Genomic DNA, 16,676 nt, shown 5'->3' with positions numbered 1-16,676 from the left:
ACGGTAAGCTTGTCAGCTATCAATCCCCTCACAAAGCAAATCGATAACCAGCAGCGAACCATAGCGCGACTCTTTTAACGGCAAGTGAACATCTTCGCGATGAACCAGCGTGCCGCCGTCTTGCCCGATGATAATGATCTCCGCACCCAGCCAACGCGCCTGGTGTGCTGCCGCAATCAAGGCATTTTCCGGGGCGGAACCGGTGAAAACCACCAGTACCTGCCCGGTGCCGAGCATAGACGCGGTGATACTCATCAGCGCAGTATCCTGGCAAATATTGGCCGGATACCCCTGAGTCAAAAGACGGTATTGAAGCAGGCTCGCAAACGGTGTATCCGCTGCGCTGGCGCTGAAAATATGCACCGCTTTCGCCTGTTTTAGCCGATCGATGGCGTGATTGATGGCCAACGGTTGCAGCTCACATAACTGTGAATTTAACGCGCTATGTACATTGTTGAGTTTTTCACGCCACGGAGCGGGCATATCCCCGACAGGCGCGGGTGTACTGGATTGCGCAAGCTTCATACGCAAATCACGAATATCGTCACAACCTGCAGCGCGGGCAAAACGAGTAATTGTCGCGGGGCTGACGCCTGCAGCTGTAGCAAGTTGATCGATGGTGGCTGACGCGGCAAAAGAAACATCATCAAGGATGGTCTGTGCCACGCGCGATTCCTGCTGGCTGAAGTCAGCCAGCCGATTGCGGATCTGGCCAAGAATATCTGCGTTATTTTCACGGCCAATTGAGTGCGAGAAACGGTCAAGTATTTCGCTACCAATACCGGCATTGGTAGCCAGTTTCTGCAATGTGCGGGGGTCAACCCAGGCTGCATCACCAAGCATTGGTGCCGCCGCAATGTTCAGGTTGTTTTCCTGCTGCTGATGGCGCACCTGTCCGATAAAATCATTGATATCGTCACAGCCAATGCTGCGAGCAAAGTGCTGCAATGTGGCCGGGTTAACACCCGCTTTTGCCGCTAATTCTTCCATCGTCGCTTCGGGTATCTGCGCGAAATTATCGAGGAAAAAGCGTGCAAGGCGCGATTCTGCAGCGGGTAGTCCAGATAACCCATGCACCAGTTGGTAAACAATATCCATAATGGGAGGTGTCCTGATATCGGCATTTGCTGCTCGTTAAATGCATCATAAATGTTTGAAATTATTTTTCAATCCATCTCGTCTACTCAGGCTGACTCACGACAGTCTTTACCAATCAGATGTGTGTTATTTCCGTATAGATCACATTTTTACTGCGCCAGAGTGCCGCAAAACAATAATCCAACCGCGATCACACTCATGAAAATAATTTTCATAAATACTGAGCAAAACGGCTAATGTATGAAATATGTTTTCAAACACGGGGAAAGTTGTAATGAAAAAAATTATGTTGTGCTGCGCCGCAGGGATGTCCACCAGCATGCTGGTACAGAAAATGCGTGCTGAAGCCGCAAAGCGTTCTCTGGAAGTCGAAATCGACGCCTTCCCGGTTTCAGAAATTGAAAGCCAATTGCACCACGCCGACGTGGTGTTACTTGGCCCCCAGGTGCAGTACGAATTACAGCGCCTGACCGAGATTTCTACTCCGCGCGGCTTACCTGTCGCGGTGATCGATATGATGGATTACGGCACCATGCGCGGCGATCGCGTACTGGATAAAGCCATCGCCCTTATGGCTTAACGCCGCGGAGAACAGCATGAAAATTACCGTTGTTGGTGGGGGAAGCAGTTACACCCCAGAATTGATTGAAGGATTGATTGTGCGCCACGCTTCACTGCCAATAACGGAGCTGGCACTGGTTGATGTGGAAGCGGGCCGCCAGAAAGTCGATATTATCGCCGCACTCGCCCGCCGCATGCTCGACCGTAACGGGCTGGAAACGGTGAAAGTTTCGGTGCATTTTGATGCCGATGAGGCTATCAAAGGCTCAAGCTTTGTCTTAACGCAACTACGCGTGGGGCAACTTCCCGCCCGCGCCGCCGACGAGCGTCTGGGTTTAAGCCACAAACTACTCGGCCAGGAAACGACCGGCGTAGGTGGATTTGCCAAAGCACTGCGCACTATTCCGGTGATGCTCGATATTGCTCGTCGGGTGGAACGTCTCGCACCAGACGCCTGGATTATCAACTTCACCAATCCGGCAGGCATTGTGACGGAAGCGGTATCGCGCAACAGTAAAGCAAAAATCATCGGCCTGTGTAATGTGCCGGTGACGATGCATCACATGATTGCCGACATGCTGAAACTGCCACACGATGCCGTGAAACTGCGCTTTGCGGGTCTGAATCATATGGTTTGGGTACACAAAGTTTTGGCTGACGGGCGCGATGCCACCGACGAAGTTATCGAAATGTTGTGCGATGGCGAGCTGCTTTCCATGAACAACATTAAAGCGATACCGTGGCCTGCCGACATGTTACGCGCACTGCGTGCCATTCCCTGCCCTTATCACCGCTACTTCTGGCAAACGCGCACCATGCTTGAAGACGAGCTGTCTGACGCCGCGACCAAAGGCACACGTGCCGAGCAGGTCATGAAGGTTGAAGAATCATTATTTAAACTGTACGCCGACCCGAATCTTGATAAAAAGCCGGAAGAACTCAGCCAGCGTGGCGGTTCGTTCTATTCCGAAGTTGCAGTGCAATTGATTGACGCACTGCATAACAATCTCGGCGTAGAGATGGTCGTTAACACCGCCAATAACGGCGCGATTCAGGGTTTGCCAGACGACGCGGTGATTGAAACCAATTGCCTGATTGACGCACTTGGCGCGCATCCACTGGCGTTTGGCAAACTGCCACCGCTGATGAATGGCCTGACGCAGCAGGTAAAAGATTTTGAACGCCTGACCATTGAGGCCGCCGTTCATGGTGATAAGCAGCAAGCGTTACTGGCGCTGGTTGCAAATCCACTGGTGGCCGATGTGAATCTGGCTTCAGCATTAGTAGTAGAAGTCCTGAGCATCAACAAAGCGTGGTTGCCGCAGTTCGGCAAATAAATAAGCAATTCACCAAAACAATAATAATACCCGGATCGGTCAGCCCGTATCCGGGCAGGGGGTGTCTGTGTCTATGAATAAATCAATTATCGAAAAATATGTACTGCCGACCGCGCTAAAAATTGCCGGGCAAAAACACGTGCTCTCAGTGCGTGACGGTATCATCCTTAATATGCCGTTTATGTTGATTGGCTCGTTCTTCCTTATTTTTGCCTACATGCCAATACCGGGTTATGCGCAAATGATGAGCGAGTTTTTCGGCCCGACCTGGCAGGAAAAAGTGCTGTATCCGGTTAAGGCGACTTACGACATCATGGCGATTATCTCAGCCTTTGGTATCGCTTATCGCCTGGCGGAAAAATACCGCACCATTGACCCGCTGACCGCTGGGGCCGTTTCCCTGGTGGCGTTTATTATGACCATCCCTCAGCACATTATGTTTACCCCAGCTGCGGGCGGCGCGGCTCAACTGGTAAAAGGTGTGATGCCGATGGGCCAGATTGGCAGCCAGGGATTGTTTGTCGCAATACTTATTGCGCTGCTTTCAACCGAGATTTATCGCTTTATCAACGCCCGTAACCTGGTTATCCGCATGCCAGAAGGTGTACCGCCAGCGGTGGCAAAATCCTTCCTGGCATTGATCCCAGGCTTCTGTGTTTTAGCGGTTGTTCTGGCGCTGCGCCTGTTGGTTGAAGCCACACCGTTTGGCGATATCAACACCATGATAACCGAACTGGTTGGCATCCCAATGAGCCATGTTGGCGGTTCGCTCCCAGGCATGATTATCTCGGTATTGTTGATTGGTATTCTGTGGATGCTGGGTCTGCATGGCGACACCATCGTTCTGGTGTTTATCCGCCCGGTCTGGTTGAGCAACATGTCAGAAAACCTCGAGGCGTTTCAGAATGGGCTACCCATTCCGCATATCATCACGCAGCAGTTTTATGATTTGTGGATTGCCCCAGGCGGTACCGGCGCCCTGCTCGGACTGGTGATTTTCATGCTGATCCGCAGCCGTAGCGTCCAGATGAAACAACTGGGTAAAATCGCCGCACCGGGCAGCTTGTTTAACATCAGCGAACCGATGGTATTCGGCATTCCAATTGTGATGAACCCGTATCTGGTCGTGCCGTTTATCCTCACGCCAGTGGTATTAGTCATCGTTTCTTACGTGGCAATGACTACTGGTCTTGTCGCCAAACCTGCGGGAATTGCACTGCCGTTTACCACACCTATCATCGTCAGTGGATACCTGGCAACGGGCGGGCATATATCCGGTTCGATACTGCAAATCGTGAACCTGGGGATTTCGCTGGTCATGTATTACCCGTTCTTCCGTATCTGGGATAACCTGAAATATCGCGAAGAGCAGGCCAGTAAATTGCAAAAAGAAACAGCAGCAGTGCCAATAACTGAGCAAATAACGTCTTAAAACCAAAATAGAGGGTGGATGTTGTTAATCCACCCTCTCCTCCCGCAAAATATTCTCAACCTTGGTCGGATTAGTGCAGCGACACCCAACAAATCCCCAAAAGCGCCCATATCTGTAAACCAACGTGCATATTTTTTGCGGGAACCGGTGAGTTTTCACAAGCTGCCGATACCACAAACCACACCAAAAATCCGGTACTTGTTTATTTTTAAACAAAAATGTCATCATTCAAAAGTGGCAAAAATCAACTTACTGAACCATAGTCATAAGCGTAACGTAAGGATCGCATTGCATTTTCCACAACCCAAAAAAGAGGTTTGTTATGAAAATTACGCAAGTCATTATTGCAACGATAGCATTAAGCGCGGTGTCATTTGGCGCAATGTCTGCGGAGTTATTAACCAAGGAAGCGTTTAAAGAACACAAAGATCAGTATGTAAAAGTAGGTTCCATTGTCACTGACGGCGAAATGGCACCGAGTGACGCAAAAGAAGAACTCTCTAAAAAAGCTGATGCCCTTGGTGGCCAGTTCTACGTGGTAACTTCTGCGAATACCGGTAATAAAATTCACGGCACAGCAGACGTGTATAAGAAGAAATAATCTTCATTCTGGTTTAGTAAAAATGGGCAATCCTGCGTTGCCCATTCAATAATGCCTTCCGCCAAATCAACACCCTGTCGCCATTCCAACCAGAAATATTCTATACTTTGCCATCCTACCTGATTGATAACGCGGGTATCTGGCTACCACAGATGTATATTTCAACACGCTTTAGAATTGTCATTCACCTATGCGCCTTTTTGGTTGTTCTCTACAGTTTGACGATGATCCCGCCAATGTTGCTGGCATTAGTCGAGAAAGAGCGCAGCCTTTTTGGGTTTCTTTATACTTTTATCATCACTTTTACCGTGGGAAGCGTTTGCTGGGCGCTGACGGGGCGTTCTAATATTCAGCTCGAAACACGTGATGGTTTTATCATCATCGTCTTGTTTTGGTTACTTTTCTCTCTAATCAGCGCCATGCCGCTGTGGCTAGATGACAGCTATAACGTGTCACTTGCTGATGCCATATTTGAAGGTGTTTCGGGCATTACCACGACTGGAGCTTCTGTTTTTAACGATGTCTCCGCGTTACCTAAATCAATTCTCTATTACCGAGCGCAGCTTAATTTTGTCGGCGGCTTAGGTGTCATCGTTCTTGCTGTGGCAGTGCTTCCCCTGCTGGGCATTGGTGGCATGAAACTTTATCAGTCCGAAATGCCAGGACCGTTTAAAGAAGAACGCCTTACCCCGCGCCTGGCCGATACGGCTAAAAGCCTGTGGCTGACTTACTTACTGCTGGGCGGCGCTTGTACCTTAGCCTATCGGCTTGCGGGAATGCCTTTCTTTGACGCGCTTTGCCACGGACTTTCTACCGTTTCACTTGGCGGATTTTCCACACGCACAGAAAGTATCGGCTTTTACGACAGCTACGCCATCGAACTGGTTGCCGGGGCTTTTTCGCTACTATCGGCGATTAACTTCACGCTCTATTTTGTTGCCCTGGGCCGTCGCAGCATCAAACCCTTTCTAAAAAGTGCAGAGCTACGATTCTTCCTGATGGTCGCAAGCATCGTAATTTTGATAATCACCCTTGAAGTATGGCGAGCGGGAATGTACGCCCTGCCTGCGTCATTTGTGCATGCCTTTTTCCTGACCAGCTCGATGATTACCGATAACGGTCTGGCAACCGGCGATTACGCCTCCTGGCCGGTACATACCGTCATTTTGCTGCTGTCAGCCAGTTTTTTTGGTGGCTGCGTGGGTTCCACCTGTGGTGGGATTAAAGCACTGCGTTTTCTGGTGTTGTTTAAACAAAGCCGCCATGAAGTTCATCAACTTGCGCATCCTCGTGCCGTGATGAGTATTCGCGTGGGCAAAACGCCGGTTAATGACAGAATGCTGCGTTCAGTGTGGAGCTTTTTCTTTCTCTACATCGCCTGCACTTTTCTGTTTATCTGGACGCTGAACCTGATGGGCTACGACCTTTTAACGTCGTTCGCTACCGTCGCGGCTTGTATTAACAATATGGGGCTGGGATTTGGTGAGACGGCCGCAGGGTTTGGCACACTGAGTGATGGCGCAAAATACTTGATGTGCGCGGCCATGTTATTAGGCCGACTGGAAATTTATCCGGTATTGATTCTATTCTCGAGAACGTTCTGGCGTAGTTAATGACGAGTTTCCCGGCAACGGAGTGCCGGGAAGAAACATAAACATCTTACAGAGCATTAAACCTTCAGCTCTCCCCAAACCATATTGCCTTTATGGAATGTCGCGGTACGTGGCGAAATACGGGCCACGGCTTCTGCCGAACAAGAAGCATCCACCAGCACGAAGCTTGCTTCATCCTGCGCTTTTGGCCACACACGTTCGCCTTTATCGTTAAGCGGCAGCACGTTGCCAGTAGCAATCGCCAGCGATCGTGAAAGATTCAATTCACTCACGCGTTCGTAGAGCTGCGCATACAAATTGGCTTTCTCCAGCATGTCACCCAGGCCATATGGCGACCAGTGATCGATAACGCTGTCCGTTCCGGTCATCACAAACACACCTTTCTCTTGTAACTGCTTGAGTGGCATATGCATTGTGCCAATCGGCACGGTGGATGCGATGGTGATTTGCTGAGCCGCCATACGCGTGGCGATATCATCAACCTGTTGCTCATTCATCATTGCCAACGCAAACGCATGGCTGATGGTCAGTTTGCCTTTCAGCTCTGGGGTTTTCTCAACCGTTTCAACCATGTAATTCACTGCAGCAATACCCGCAGGGCTGGTTTCATGCAAGTGAATATCCACGCCTTTTTTGTAGTCGATGGCAATCTGGAACATAGTATCGAGGGACTTTTCCATCGCGCCGTCAACGTTGGTGGGATCAAGACCACCGACGTAGTGAGCGCCCGCTTGCATCGCTTCACGCATCAGTTGAACCGAATCTGAATGCAGTAAGCCATGTTGTGGAAACGCGACGATTTCACAGCTAAATCCTGCCTTACGGCGCTCTAACACCGTTTGCAGGTTTTGCAGATTTTTCAGCCCGGAAACGGGTTCGATGTTGCAATGGCTACGAGCAATGGTTGAGCCTTTCGACTGAATCAAATCAATCAGTTTTTCCGCACGTTCCTGCGTGACTGGTTGCAGCTCGGGCAGCAGTTTTTGCTCAAGGGCGATCATGTCCAGAATAGTGGTGCCCGCCGGGCGGGAATGTACACGCCACGGGCCGCCGTAAAACGTTTTATCCAGATGGATGTGCATGTCGCGCATCGCCGGTAACAGCAATTTTCCCGCCGCATCGTAATGTGCAAGCGTGACATCAGGATGTTGTTTATTTGCGAGCAACGTCGCAATAACGCCATCTTTGATTTCCAGCGTTTTTAGCTCAGTTTCCGTTCCCACGATATTCTGCCCATCGCGGCGGAACCCCGCCTCCAGCAGAACGTTGTCGAGGTAATAGTGTGATTCTTTAATGGCGCTCATGCGATTATCTGTCTCACAGGCTGTGGATGCTGGTTTCGCAGCATACGCCATAGAGCCGGTGGCACCAAAAAGCGCGCAGGCTGCCGCCACTTTGCTGCTACCGCTTAAAAATTCACGGCGACTTTTTTCAGCATTATTCATCGAGTTCTCCCGCTCTCAGGCGTTAACAATATGAGTTCCGGTTTCGCCGCGTAGGGCTTCGGGTAATTTTTCAGGGGTGGTGATGACAACGCGTTTGCCACCATTGCGTAGGAACGCAAGGCTTGCGGTAATTTTCGGCAACATGCTGCCAGGCGGGAAATGGCCTTCTTCGCTGTAGCGTTCCATCTGCGCGACCGTCACTTCATCCAGCGCGCGCTGTTCAGGCTTGCCAAAGTTAATACACACTTTCTCGACCCCCGTGGTGATGACGAGGATGTCAGCGCTCACTTCACGGGCCAGCAATGCAGTTGAAAGATCTTTGTCGATAACCGCATCCACGCTCTGGTATTCACCCTGTTCAGTGCGAACAACCGGAATGCCACCGCCGCCAGCACCTATCACCACAAAACCTTGCTTGATGAGCGCACTTATTGCATCAGCTTCAACAATGCGAATCGGCTCAGGAGACGCCACCACTCGGCGGTAACCACGGCCGGAGTCCTCAACAAATTGCCAGTCAGGATGTGCAACTTTCAATGCTTCACACTGCGGCGCACTAAAGAACGCGCCAATCGGTTTTGTCGGATGGATAAAGTTTGGGTCGTTTTTATCGACCTCCACTTGAGTGATAACGGTGACGGCTTTTTTATCCGTGCTGCGCCCCAGGCGGTTGTTCAATGCCTGTTGGATTAAATATCCGATGCCGCCCTGGGTATCCGCAACACAGTTGGCGAGCGGCGTTAATGGCAGCCCTTCTTTTTCATGGGCAATTTCTGCACGGCGTAAATCCAGTCCGACCTGCGGGCCGTTACCGTGAGTCAGAACGATGTCGTAATCCGATGCCAGCATAGCCAGAACGGACTCTGCGACTTCTTTTACCGCGACTTGCTGATGTTCGACTGACTGGCTGGCGTTATCTTTAATGATGCTGTTACCACCAATTGCCACTACCACGAGCTGTTTCATTGTTATTCCTTTTTAATCCCCTCTCCCGTAAGGGAGAGGGAGAAAGACACACTAACTCTCAGAAACAGGAGCCACAGCCTGGGTCGCCGCTTCACGTCTGTCGAGCACATGTTTGACGACAAACATCGAGCCCATCATCAGATACGCGGTGACGAACATCATTGAGCTACCCTGCGCAAAACCGACTATCGGGGCATGAATCACGCCAAACAGCGCCAGCAACGCCCCCACAGCCGCCGCAACCGCGCCGCGTAACGGTTTGTTGATAATCGCAAATATTGCCACGCATCCCCACAACATACTGGCAAGCGGTGCTCCGTTACCCAAATGCACCAGCCCTTGATAAAACACACCTTTGTGAGCAAGCGCATCCGGGCCGATTTTTGCCGCCGTTGTTCCTGCTGCTGCCATCACGCTATTCACCATTGTGAGCGCCCAGTTAGCTATCCACGGGAACAGGCAGATGAAGATAACCGGCACTTCTATCTTCGGCGTTTCGCGCACCACCTGGTTTGCGGTAACCACGCCGATAAACACCAGAATCGGCACAATCGCGGTCATCGGGATAATGGCGAGCATGAACGCGCCCAACCCGAACAACGGGACGATAAACATGGTGACGCCAGATGCGAGGGTATAACCGATGCTGGCACCCATCGCTTTCCAACCCGCGTGGCCGACATACACCGTGACCGGGAACGGGTTTCCCATCAGACAACCGAGCGTGGACGCAAGTCCGTTGGTCAGCATCACTTTACGGGTGTTGTATTCATCACCCGCCGCGTGGGCACTTTCGATGTTTTCGAGGTCAAAAATGTAGTTTGCCAGCCCCAACGGAACCGCTGATGCCAGGTATGGCAGCGCATGCGGCAAGCCTTGCAAGAAACTATCAACATGAATGGTTGGCGGGTTAAAACCAAACGATGACATCGACGCTTTGATGGCTTCCGGGCTTTGCAGGCCCGAAATCCACGCCAGCGCGGTACCGGCAACCAGCAGTAATAAACCGGTAGGAATACGGGCAAATATTGGCTTTTTACCAAACCAGTTGATGAAGATAAGCAGCAGCACGATGAACGAAACCGTAGGGGCTTCAAACGCCTGCAACATCGGGTTCATCGCCAGTAACAGCAACCCTAAACCGGACAAACATGAAAGCAGAACGGTACGCGGGATCATCTTGCGGATGGTTTCGCCCAGGAACGAACCGCCCACCAGAATCATCGCTTCAACAAAGCACCACACCAGGCCAATCTGAATGGCAAACTCGGCATCGCCCGTTTGCTGATAGACCGGCATCAATACCAAAAATGTGACGGTAAAAATCGATGGCGCACTCGGCCCGGAAGGCAGTGCGGTAACATCTTTTCGCCCAGTCTCTTTTGCCAGTTGCAGACCAAACCATGCATAGCAAATGCTCGCCACCAGCACCGCCAGCCCAAAGGCTGGCGCAATACGCCCATAAACAATTTCAGTTGGGATGCCCACTACAAAAATGAGCAACCCCATCATGGTCAGCAAGTTGGTCAGGTTGTTGGTCATTAACCCGAAATATGCCGCCCAGTCACCGCGTTTCCACTCAAGCTTTATGTTTGTCATCGGTGTTTCCCTTAGAAAGAGTAACGCTCACCAAAGGCGAGCAGAGCCTTCTCAAAACATTCAAACGGCGGATGCACAATCCCGGCGCCAATCATGCCGATACCCGCGTCTTTGTGGGCAATGGCGGTGTTAATCACCGGCAGAATGCCGCTGTTGCCCACACGCGTAATATCAATGGCGGTCGGAATGCCCATAAACGACAGCAACGGAATCGTGACGTTAGGGTTTTCGCCAAGCGTTATTTCACGCATCTGGCGTGAGAAATCGATAGCTTCATCCACCGTGCCGCCCACCAGTGCAACAATTGCCGGGGCCGTTGCCATGGCAAAACCGCCAATGCCGTAGGTTTCGGTGATGGCGCTATCGCCAATATCCAGACCGGAATCTACCGGTTTATAACCTGCAAACATTGGGCCGATAACTTGCTGTGCCGGACCGGTAAACCATTGACCAGGCATACCGCTGACGCGCAAGCCAAACTCCACGCCGTTACGCGCCATGGTGGTGACCACGGTGCTGTATTCGATGCCGTGCGCCGCGTCCATTGCCGCTTTGCACATTGCCATCCAGGTTGGGCCTGAGAAGTAGTCGCTGCTGGCGACAAAATCGAACACTTCCTTTTGCTGCGCCACGGTGAAGTTGGTCTGAATAATCCACGGCGTCAGCGCCTGAATCAGCAACGTGGTGCCTGCATTGTTGCGGTTGTGGCACTCATCGCCCATATGCAGCGCCTGCGCCAGCATTAGACGCAGATCGATTTCACCTGCGAGTTTCATCGCATCGCGCAACATTGGGCCAAGCACATCGCGCATCCAGATCAAACGGTCAATGACGCTTTGATCGTTAGCGCCCATGCGCAAGATCTTCGCCATTTGCTCACTGAGGTTGGTGTATGCACGGTTGCCATAGGTTTTGTTCTCGACGATATGCATAAACATGGAAGCGGACGTCACACCTGCCATTGAACCCACACAGTCGTGTTCGTGGCATGGCGAGAAGATGATTTCACCCGATGCCGCCAGTTGCGCTGCATTTTCAAGGTTTGCAGCCAATCCTTCAAAGACCAACGCGCCGGTCACCGCACCTTTCATCGCACCGCACATTTTTGCCCAGGTAATCGGCGGCCCGGCATGAAGAATAGTGTTGCGCGTCATGCCGGGAACCACGTTAATCGCCTGGTCATAACCCACCAGCACAGGCTGGGACTGAATGATGCGCTCAACGGCAAGCTTGTTTGCAGCATTCACTTTTTCGGCAAGCCCTGGTGCGTCAATCGCATCCAGCGCTTTAACGACAGCTAAATTCCCCTGACCTGGCGGCGTCCAGTCCAGTTGCGTTACCGGTACGTTCTGTTTTTTCAAATCATCGCTGAACATCGCAATGCCGACGTTAATAACGTTCAGGGGTTGGTTGAACAAACTCATTGTGCTTTCTCCTTGCAGACAAATTCGCGTGCCAGCAGGCCGGTGTTGGTGCTGCTACTTGCCCAGATAACGCCCGCGTCCGTTAACATTTGGCATTGCTGTTCAAGTGAAGGGGTATCCTGGTCGGTGCCCAGTACGTAACCCAAAATTTCAAGATGACGCCCATCGCGGGTCGCAATGGCTTTCGCTTCTTTGATAGCGTCGAGCATCACGCCGACAGGGTTTTCATGCGAGCCGTAGCCCAGCACGAAATCCATCGCTATCACGCCCACTTCCGGGTCGCGCGCTTCCTGCAACAGGCGGCTGATGCGGTTGGTTGGGTCAATCATCGGATGAGGTTTGCCATTGGTGAAATCGTCATCACCAAAATCAAGGAAAGTGTGCGCAATACTGACGTTGACGTCTTTGAGGCGATATTCCGGGTTTGGCTGAATATTGCTGTAAACGTCAGGGTATTTTTCCAACGCGGCAAACATTGCTTCGTCGCACAGAGTGCCGCCGCAGAACAGCGCACGAATATACTTCTGTTCCGGTTTCAGGCGCGCACGCACTTCTTCAATAAGCGGCCAGTTGAGCGGATGTAAATCCAGCGATTCCTTTTTAATACCGGTGAGCAGAACGGCTTTCAGCGCGGCTTCTTTGGTGCCACGAGCAAACTGCAAACCCGGCTGGTCTTCGCGCACTTCCCCGGTCCCGAGGAAACAAACCACTACCGGTTTGCGGCAGGTTTGCGCACGTGCCAGCACTTTTTCTGCCACGGCCTGAGCAGGCGGTTTAGAGATAAGGGCAATCACGTCGGTTTGCGGGTCATCTTCGAGCATTTGGATAGCATCCAGCATCATGATGCCGCCGATTTTCTCGCTTAAATCACGCCCGCCAGTACCGATAAGTTGGGAAACACCACCGCCAAGCTCATGAATACGAACGCTTAATTCCTGGCTACCCGTACCGCTGGCACCCACAATACCGATAGAACCGCGACGCACCTCATTGGCAAAACACAGCCCCGCGCCGTTAATAATCGCGGTGCCACAGTCCGGCCCCATCATTAATAACCCTTTGCTATGTGCGAGTTGTTTGAGAGCCAGTTCGTCCTCAAGCGAAACGTTATCGGAAAACAGCATCACGTTGAGGTCGTTTTCCAGTGCCTGACGCGCTTCACGGGCCGCAAATGCGCCGTTGACCGAAATCACTGCGAGGTTGCTGTCAGGAATGTTGTTGTGCGCGCTGGTAAGCGTTGCGTAGCGGGCTTCGTGGCGTGAACCACCGTCATCTTTGCGGGTGAACAACCCTTCGATGGCTTCAAGTGTGGTTTCGTTTGCTGCATCACTTACACCTTTGATGACAATCATCAGGTCGCCATTTTTGGCCTGTTCTAGCTCGTCGTTTAACAAGCCGAGGTTTTTCAGCACCCCTTTATTCATTTCGGTAGCCATCGCAACAAACGCCTGTTCCACCCCTTCAAGCTGATTCGCTTTGGTTGAAATGGACATCAGTGAGACAGAATCAAAATAGGTGTTCTTTTTAATTACAATCCTGGTCGACATGATTTTCTCCGTCATATCGGGTCAACGCGAAGGCATCCGCCATGCCACAAAGCATGTCGCATCCTGAACTCGACCCTATTTTTTTAATTTCGTTAATTAGCTGCTGAGTATTTTCTAAATCGCCACTGACCACCTGATTAATAAAATTATGAATACTTTCACGATATCGTTGGTCAATAGCTTCACGCAGCGTAATTGCACTAAGCAGAGTGGTTTTATGTTTTTCTCTTTCTAGTACGGAAATAAAGTTATCGCGATATTTTCGTGCTGGATGTCCATCAACAAATAAAAATGCACTTAGCCCCGCCAGATAATCGTCACCTGATGGCGTTAATCCAATACCCAAACCTAATAATCCGGTTATTTCATTTTCAATAGCGTCACAATTTCCTGCGCGTAATGCAGCGATAAGTTGCACGCGATGTAATTGCAACAAGCGGCTCATTTCTTCATAAAAAATATTGCCACTGTGGAAGTAAAATAATGACGCGCTTTGCTCAACACTGGCCTGTGTGATTTGAGCAAGGCTTTGCCAGTCTGTCTCTTTTATTCTGGCTTGTGTTAAATACGGTGCATCAGGTTGCCAGCGTGTACAGCGCGAAAAGTCGATGCGTTTATCCGTACCAATATTAATGCCGTTGTTGTGAAAACTGACCCGTTCGCCGGGCTGGAATAAGTGATGACAATGCTCAAGTGCTAAACGGCAGCTGTTCGGTCCGTTATCACAGTCGGTACTCAACAAAGTGAATATCTGCTGTCTTTCAGGGAGAAGGATATTAACTGCCCTGGAAAACACCTGCTCAACATAACCGGTTGTATCACCTGGAAAACTTGGTTCAAAAAAGGTGATATCTGCCGTTTGTACAAAGAGGCACTGCCGCAAAAAATAATCGGCGATAGTGCGTCTCCTTTGTTTAAGCCCCGGCGTTAACTAACAGTTCGGCAATCTCGTGGTAGCCCTTATCACGAGCCAGGAAAAGGGGGGATTTGCCGTATTTGTCTGTCATGTGCGGATTCGCGCCATGGTCGAGAAGCAGCTTGACTATCTCTTGCTGCCGGGTGCCGCCATCATTGAGGACAATGGCTTCCAGCAACGGTGTCCAGCCAACAAAATTGGTGTGATTGACATTAATTTCCGTGCGCGTTACTAATTCACGCACAATTTCGACGTGACCTTTTTCGCTGGCAGGGGTGATACCCACGCCACCAAAACGCGATAAAACATTCAGATCTGGATTTGCCGGTAATATCAGGCGTAATAATACCAGATCGTTATTCAGGCAACTGAGTAAGAAAGGGTTAAAACAGGTTTCATCTTGCTTATTAATATCGGCACCAGCCGCGATTAAATACTCCACACAATCATATTTTTTGTGCAGGCTGGCAAGTGTAATTGCGGTGCGCCCCTGGCGGTTAGTGGCATTTATTTCCACGCCATCACTAAGGCATTGTTTTAGATTTTCCAGATGCCCTTCTTGTGCTGCATTTAGAAATTCTGCAATAAGTTCTTTCTGAGACATATCCATACTCCCATACTTTGCTATTTCCGATGAATTGAGAATAGCAACACTCTGAGAGCTTTAACATCCGTTTAAAAATCATTCATCGTTAATGACAGCATTGTTGAATAGATTTCAACAATGTGAGCAAAATGTGCTTTAGCGCAATCTTTTACCTATGATAAAACCGTTTTCGCGACACTTTAGCACCGACTATCCGGATAGCCGTGAACCCTTGTCCAAAGCGGGAAAAACAGGATTCAAGAAGTGTGATACTCTTCAAATCACTTGTAACGGCAGTGTTAAATATGGTTCAAGGCTTTGGCCGGGATCATAGGAATTTCAAATACATTCAACAATGCGTCTGTTCAGGGGGAATCGCGTAATGAACTCCATCTTCACCGAAGAAAACCTCCATGCCTTTACCACTGCTGCCCGTTACGCCAGTTTCAGCAAAGCCGCTGTAGAGCTGGGTGTCACCACGTCAGCCATCAGCTACACCATCAAGCGAATAGAGACTTACCTTGATGTAGTTCTGTTTGTGCGCAATACCCGCAGTATTGAATTAACCGAGTCCGGCTACTATTTCTATCGCAAGGCAACCGAGCTGCTTAACGATTTTCATGCCATCAAACGCGGCGTCGATACCATTTCGCAAGGTATTGAGGTGAAGGTACGCATCTGTATCAATCAGTTGCTCTATACCCCGCGCCATACTGCAAAGCTGCTGCAAATTCTCAAAAAACAATTTCCAACCTGCCTGATTACCATCACTACCGAGGTCTACAACGGCGTGTGGGATTCGATTATCAATAACCAGGCAAATATCGCGATTGGTGCGCCGGATACGCTGCTCGACGGCGGCGGCATCGACTACACCGAAATCGGTGCAATTCGGTGGGAATTCGCCATCGCCCCCACACATCCGCTGGCCTTTATGCCCGAGCCGATTTCCGAAAGCCAGTTGCGCCTGTATCCCAATATCATGGTCGAAGACACCGCACTGACGCTCAATAAAAAGGTGGGCTGGTTGCTACACGGGCAGGAAGCAATTCTGGTGCCAGACTTCAACACCAAATGCCAGTGCCAGATTTTAGGCGAAGGCGTCGGCTTTTTACCAAGCTACATGGTGCGCGAAGCCCAGGAAAGCGGCCTACTTGTGACGCGCCAGATAAACAATCCGCGCCAGGATTCGCGGATGTTACTTGCTACCCAGCACGCCGCTACCGGACAAGTCACCCAGTGGATTAAGAAACAGTTTGCGGCAGGTGGAATGCTAACGGAGATGTATCAGGATTTGTTGCATCGGGATTAGGGTTAAAACAGGTCATCAAACCTGGGGGTAGAACAGGAAAAATCTAAGCCATGGATTACAATAATCAGTGCAGCCCAGCCTTTGGTGTGTAACGCGTATCACCAACGCTTAAGTTAACGGCATTGTGCCCGGCGGGTTTTCTTTTCTGGTGCGCTCTGGCACCAAACAAAAGCCCACGCCCCTCACATATTCCTTATTGTCTGTACTGTTTGTACTGAATGGGAAAAAAATTCATGAAA

General features: G+C 50.5%; 14 protein-coding genes. 6 read left to right on the top strand and 8 right to left on the bottom strand.

The features are described from left to right. Positions 1-12: 12 nt before the first annotated feature. Complete coding sequence (locus FH968_RS09935) at positions 13-1,098, bottom strand: MurR/RpiR family transcriptional regulator (protein WP_139878990.1); 1,086 nt, start codon at positions 1,096-1,098, stop codon at positions 13-15. Positions 1,099-1,372: 274 nt separating this feature from the next. Between FH968_RS09935 and FH968_RS09930 the strand changes: the two genes are divergently transcribed. The 5 genes from FH968_RS09930 to FH968_RS09910 all read left to right on the top strand — a co-directional run bounded on the left by FH968_RS09930 (position 1,373) and on the right by FH968_RS09910 (position 6,642). Beyond that, positions 1,373-1,678, top strand: a complete 306-nt coding sequence (locus FH968_RS09930) for a PTS sugar transporter subunit IIB (RefSeq protein WP_139878989.1) — start codon at positions 1,373-1,375, stop codon at positions 1,676-1,678. Positions 1,679-1,694: 16 nt separating this feature from the next. Then, entirely contained in the window at positions 1,695-2,996 is a 1,302-nt protein-coding gene (locus tag FH968_RS09925) for a 6-phospho-beta-glucosidase (protein ID WP_139878988.1), read from the top strand. A 73-nt stretch (positions 2,997-3,069) separates the two neighbouring features. Then, on the top strand, positions 3,070-4,428 hold the full coding sequence (gene celB, locus FH968_RS09920; RefSeq protein ID WP_139878987.1) for a PTS cellobiose transporter subunit IIC: 1,359 nt from the start codon (positions 3,070-3,072) through the stop codon (positions 4,426-4,428). A 322-nt stretch (positions 4,429-4,750) separates the two neighbouring features. Then, positions 4,751-5,029 (top strand): DUF1471 family periplasmic protein YahO, encoded by a 279-nt coding sequence (gene yahO, locus FH968_RS09915; RefSeq protein WP_139878986.1) that lies wholly within the window; start codon positions 4,751-4,753, stop codon positions 5,027-5,029. Between the two features lie 152 nt (positions 5,030-5,181). Beyond that, positions 5,182-6,642, top strand: coding sequence for a TrkH family potassium uptake protein (locus FH968_RS09910; RefSeq protein ID WP_139878985.1), 1,461 nt, complete (start codon positions 5,182-5,184; stop codon positions 6,640-6,642). A gap of 56 nt (positions 6,643-6,698) precedes the next feature. On the opposite strand, the gene FH968_RS09905 is transcribed toward FH968_RS09910, so the two are convergent. From FH968_RS09905 to FH968_RS09875, 7 genes are read right to left on the bottom strand one after another with little or no spacing between them, the layout of a single operon-like run. Further along, on the bottom strand, positions 6,699-8,087 hold the full coding sequence (locus FH968_RS09905) for an amidohydrolase family protein (RefSeq protein WP_139878984.1): 1,389 nt from the start codon (positions 8,085-8,087) through the stop codon (positions 6,699-6,701). A 15-nt stretch (positions 8,088-8,102) separates the two neighbouring features. Continuing rightward, the gene (locus FH968_RS09900) at positions 8,103-9,053 is read right to left on the bottom strand and encodes a carbamate kinase family protein (RefSeq protein ID WP_139878983.1); all 951 of its coding nucleotides are present in this window, start codon (positions 9,051-9,053) and stop codon (positions 8,103-8,105) included. Between the two features lie 51 nt (positions 9,054-9,104). Then, entirely contained in the window at positions 9,105-10,652 is a 1,548-nt protein-coding gene (locus tag FH968_RS09895) for a xanthine permease (RefSeq protein ID WP_139878982.1), read from the bottom strand. Between the two features lie 11 nt (positions 10,653-10,663). Continuing rightward, the gene (locus FH968_RS09890) at positions 10,664-12,076 is read right to left on the bottom strand and encodes a DUF1116 domain-containing protein (protein WP_139878981.1); all 1,413 of its coding nucleotides are present in this window, start codon (positions 12,074-12,076) and stop codon (positions 10,664-10,666) included. Next, positions 12,073-13,623: an acyl-CoA synthetase FdrA gene (gene fdrA, locus FH968_RS09885; protein WP_139878980.1), complete on the bottom strand. Its 1,551-nt coding sequence runs from the start codon at positions 13,621-13,623 to the stop codon at positions 12,073-12,075. The genes FH968_RS09890 and fdrA overlap by 4 nt, the downstream gene beginning before the upstream one ends. Next, on the bottom strand, positions 13,601-14,506 hold the full coding sequence (locus tag FH968_RS09880) for a DUF2877 domain-containing protein (RefSeq protein WP_223271306.1): 906 nt from the start codon (positions 14,504-14,506) through the stop codon (positions 13,601-13,603). Before FH968_RS09880 ends, fdrA begins: the two co-directional genes overlap by 23 nt. Before the next feature lie 31 nt (positions 14,507-14,537). After that, entirely contained in the window at positions 14,538-15,143 is a 606-nt protein-coding gene (locus tag FH968_RS09875; protein WP_139878979.1) for an ankyrin repeat domain-containing protein, read from the bottom strand. A 364-nt stretch (positions 15,144-15,507) separates the two neighbouring features. Between FH968_RS09875 and FH968_RS09870 the strand changes: the two genes are divergently transcribed. Beyond that, entirely contained in the window at positions 15,508-16,437 is a 930-nt protein-coding gene (locus tag FH968_RS09870) for a LysR substrate-binding domain-containing protein (RefSeq protein WP_139878978.1), read from the top strand. Positions 16,438-16,676: the final 239 nt, after the last annotated feature.

Source organism: Buttiauxella sp. B2, from assembly GCF_006376615.1.
Taxonomy (GTDB): domain Bacteria; phylum Pseudomonadota; class Gammaproteobacteria; order Enterobacterales; family Enterobacteriaceae; genus Buttiauxella.
Note: the sequence above shows the minus strand (reverse complement) of the source record. Positions and strands in the feature narration are given on the sequence as shown.

Bases quoted from the DNA above. Each gene is read 5' to 3' on its own strand.
- FH968_RS09930 (WP_139878989.1), top strand. From the start codon at position 1,373: ATGAAAAAAATTATGTTGTGCTGCGCCGCAGGGATGTCCACCAGCATG.
- celB (WP_139878987.1), top strand. From the start codon at position 3,070: ATGAATAAATCAATTATCGAAAAATATGTACTGCCGACCGCGCTAAAA.
- yahO (WP_139878986.1), top strand. From the start codon at position 4,751: ATGAAAATTACGCAAGTCATTATTGCAACGATAGCATTAAGCGCGGTG.
- FH968_RS09935 (WP_139878990.1), bottom strand. From the start codon at position 1,098: ATGGATATTGTTTACCAACTGGTGCATGGGTTATCTGGACTACCCGCT.
- FH968_RS09905 (WP_139878984.1), bottom strand. From the start codon at position 8,087: ATGAATAATGCTGAAAAAAGTCGCCGTGAATTTTTAAGCGGTAGCAGC.
- FH968_RS09870 (WP_139878978.1), top strand. From the start codon at position 15,508: ATGAACTCCATCTTCACCGAAGAAAACCTCCATGCCTTTACCACTGCT.
- FH968_RS09890 (WP_139878981.1), bottom strand. From the start codon at position 12,076: ATGAGTTTGTTCAACCAACCCCTGAACGTTATTAACGTCGGCATTGCG.
- FH968_RS09910 (WP_139878985.1), top strand. From the start codon at position 5,182: ATGTATATTTCAACACGCTTTAGAATTGTCATTCACCTATGCGCCTTT.
- FH968_RS09900 (WP_139878983.1), bottom strand. From the start codon at position 9,053: ATGAAACAGCTCGTGGTAGTGGCAATTGGTGGTAACAGCATCATTAAA.
- FH968_RS09875 (WP_139878979.1), bottom strand. From the start codon at position 15,143: ATGTCTCAGAAAGAACTTATTGCAGAATTTCTAAATGCAGCACAAGAA.
- fdrA (WP_139878980.1), bottom strand. From the start codon at position 13,623: ATGTCGACCAGGATTGTAATTAAAAAGAACACCTATTTTGATTCTGTC.
- FH968_RS09925 (WP_139878988.1), top strand. From the start codon at position 1,695: ATGAAAATTACCGTTGTTGGTGGGGGAAGCAGTTACACCCCAGAATTG.
- FH968_RS09895 (WP_139878982.1), bottom strand. From the start codon at position 10,652: ATGACAAACATAAAGCTTGAGTGGAAACGCGGTGACTGGGCGGCATAT.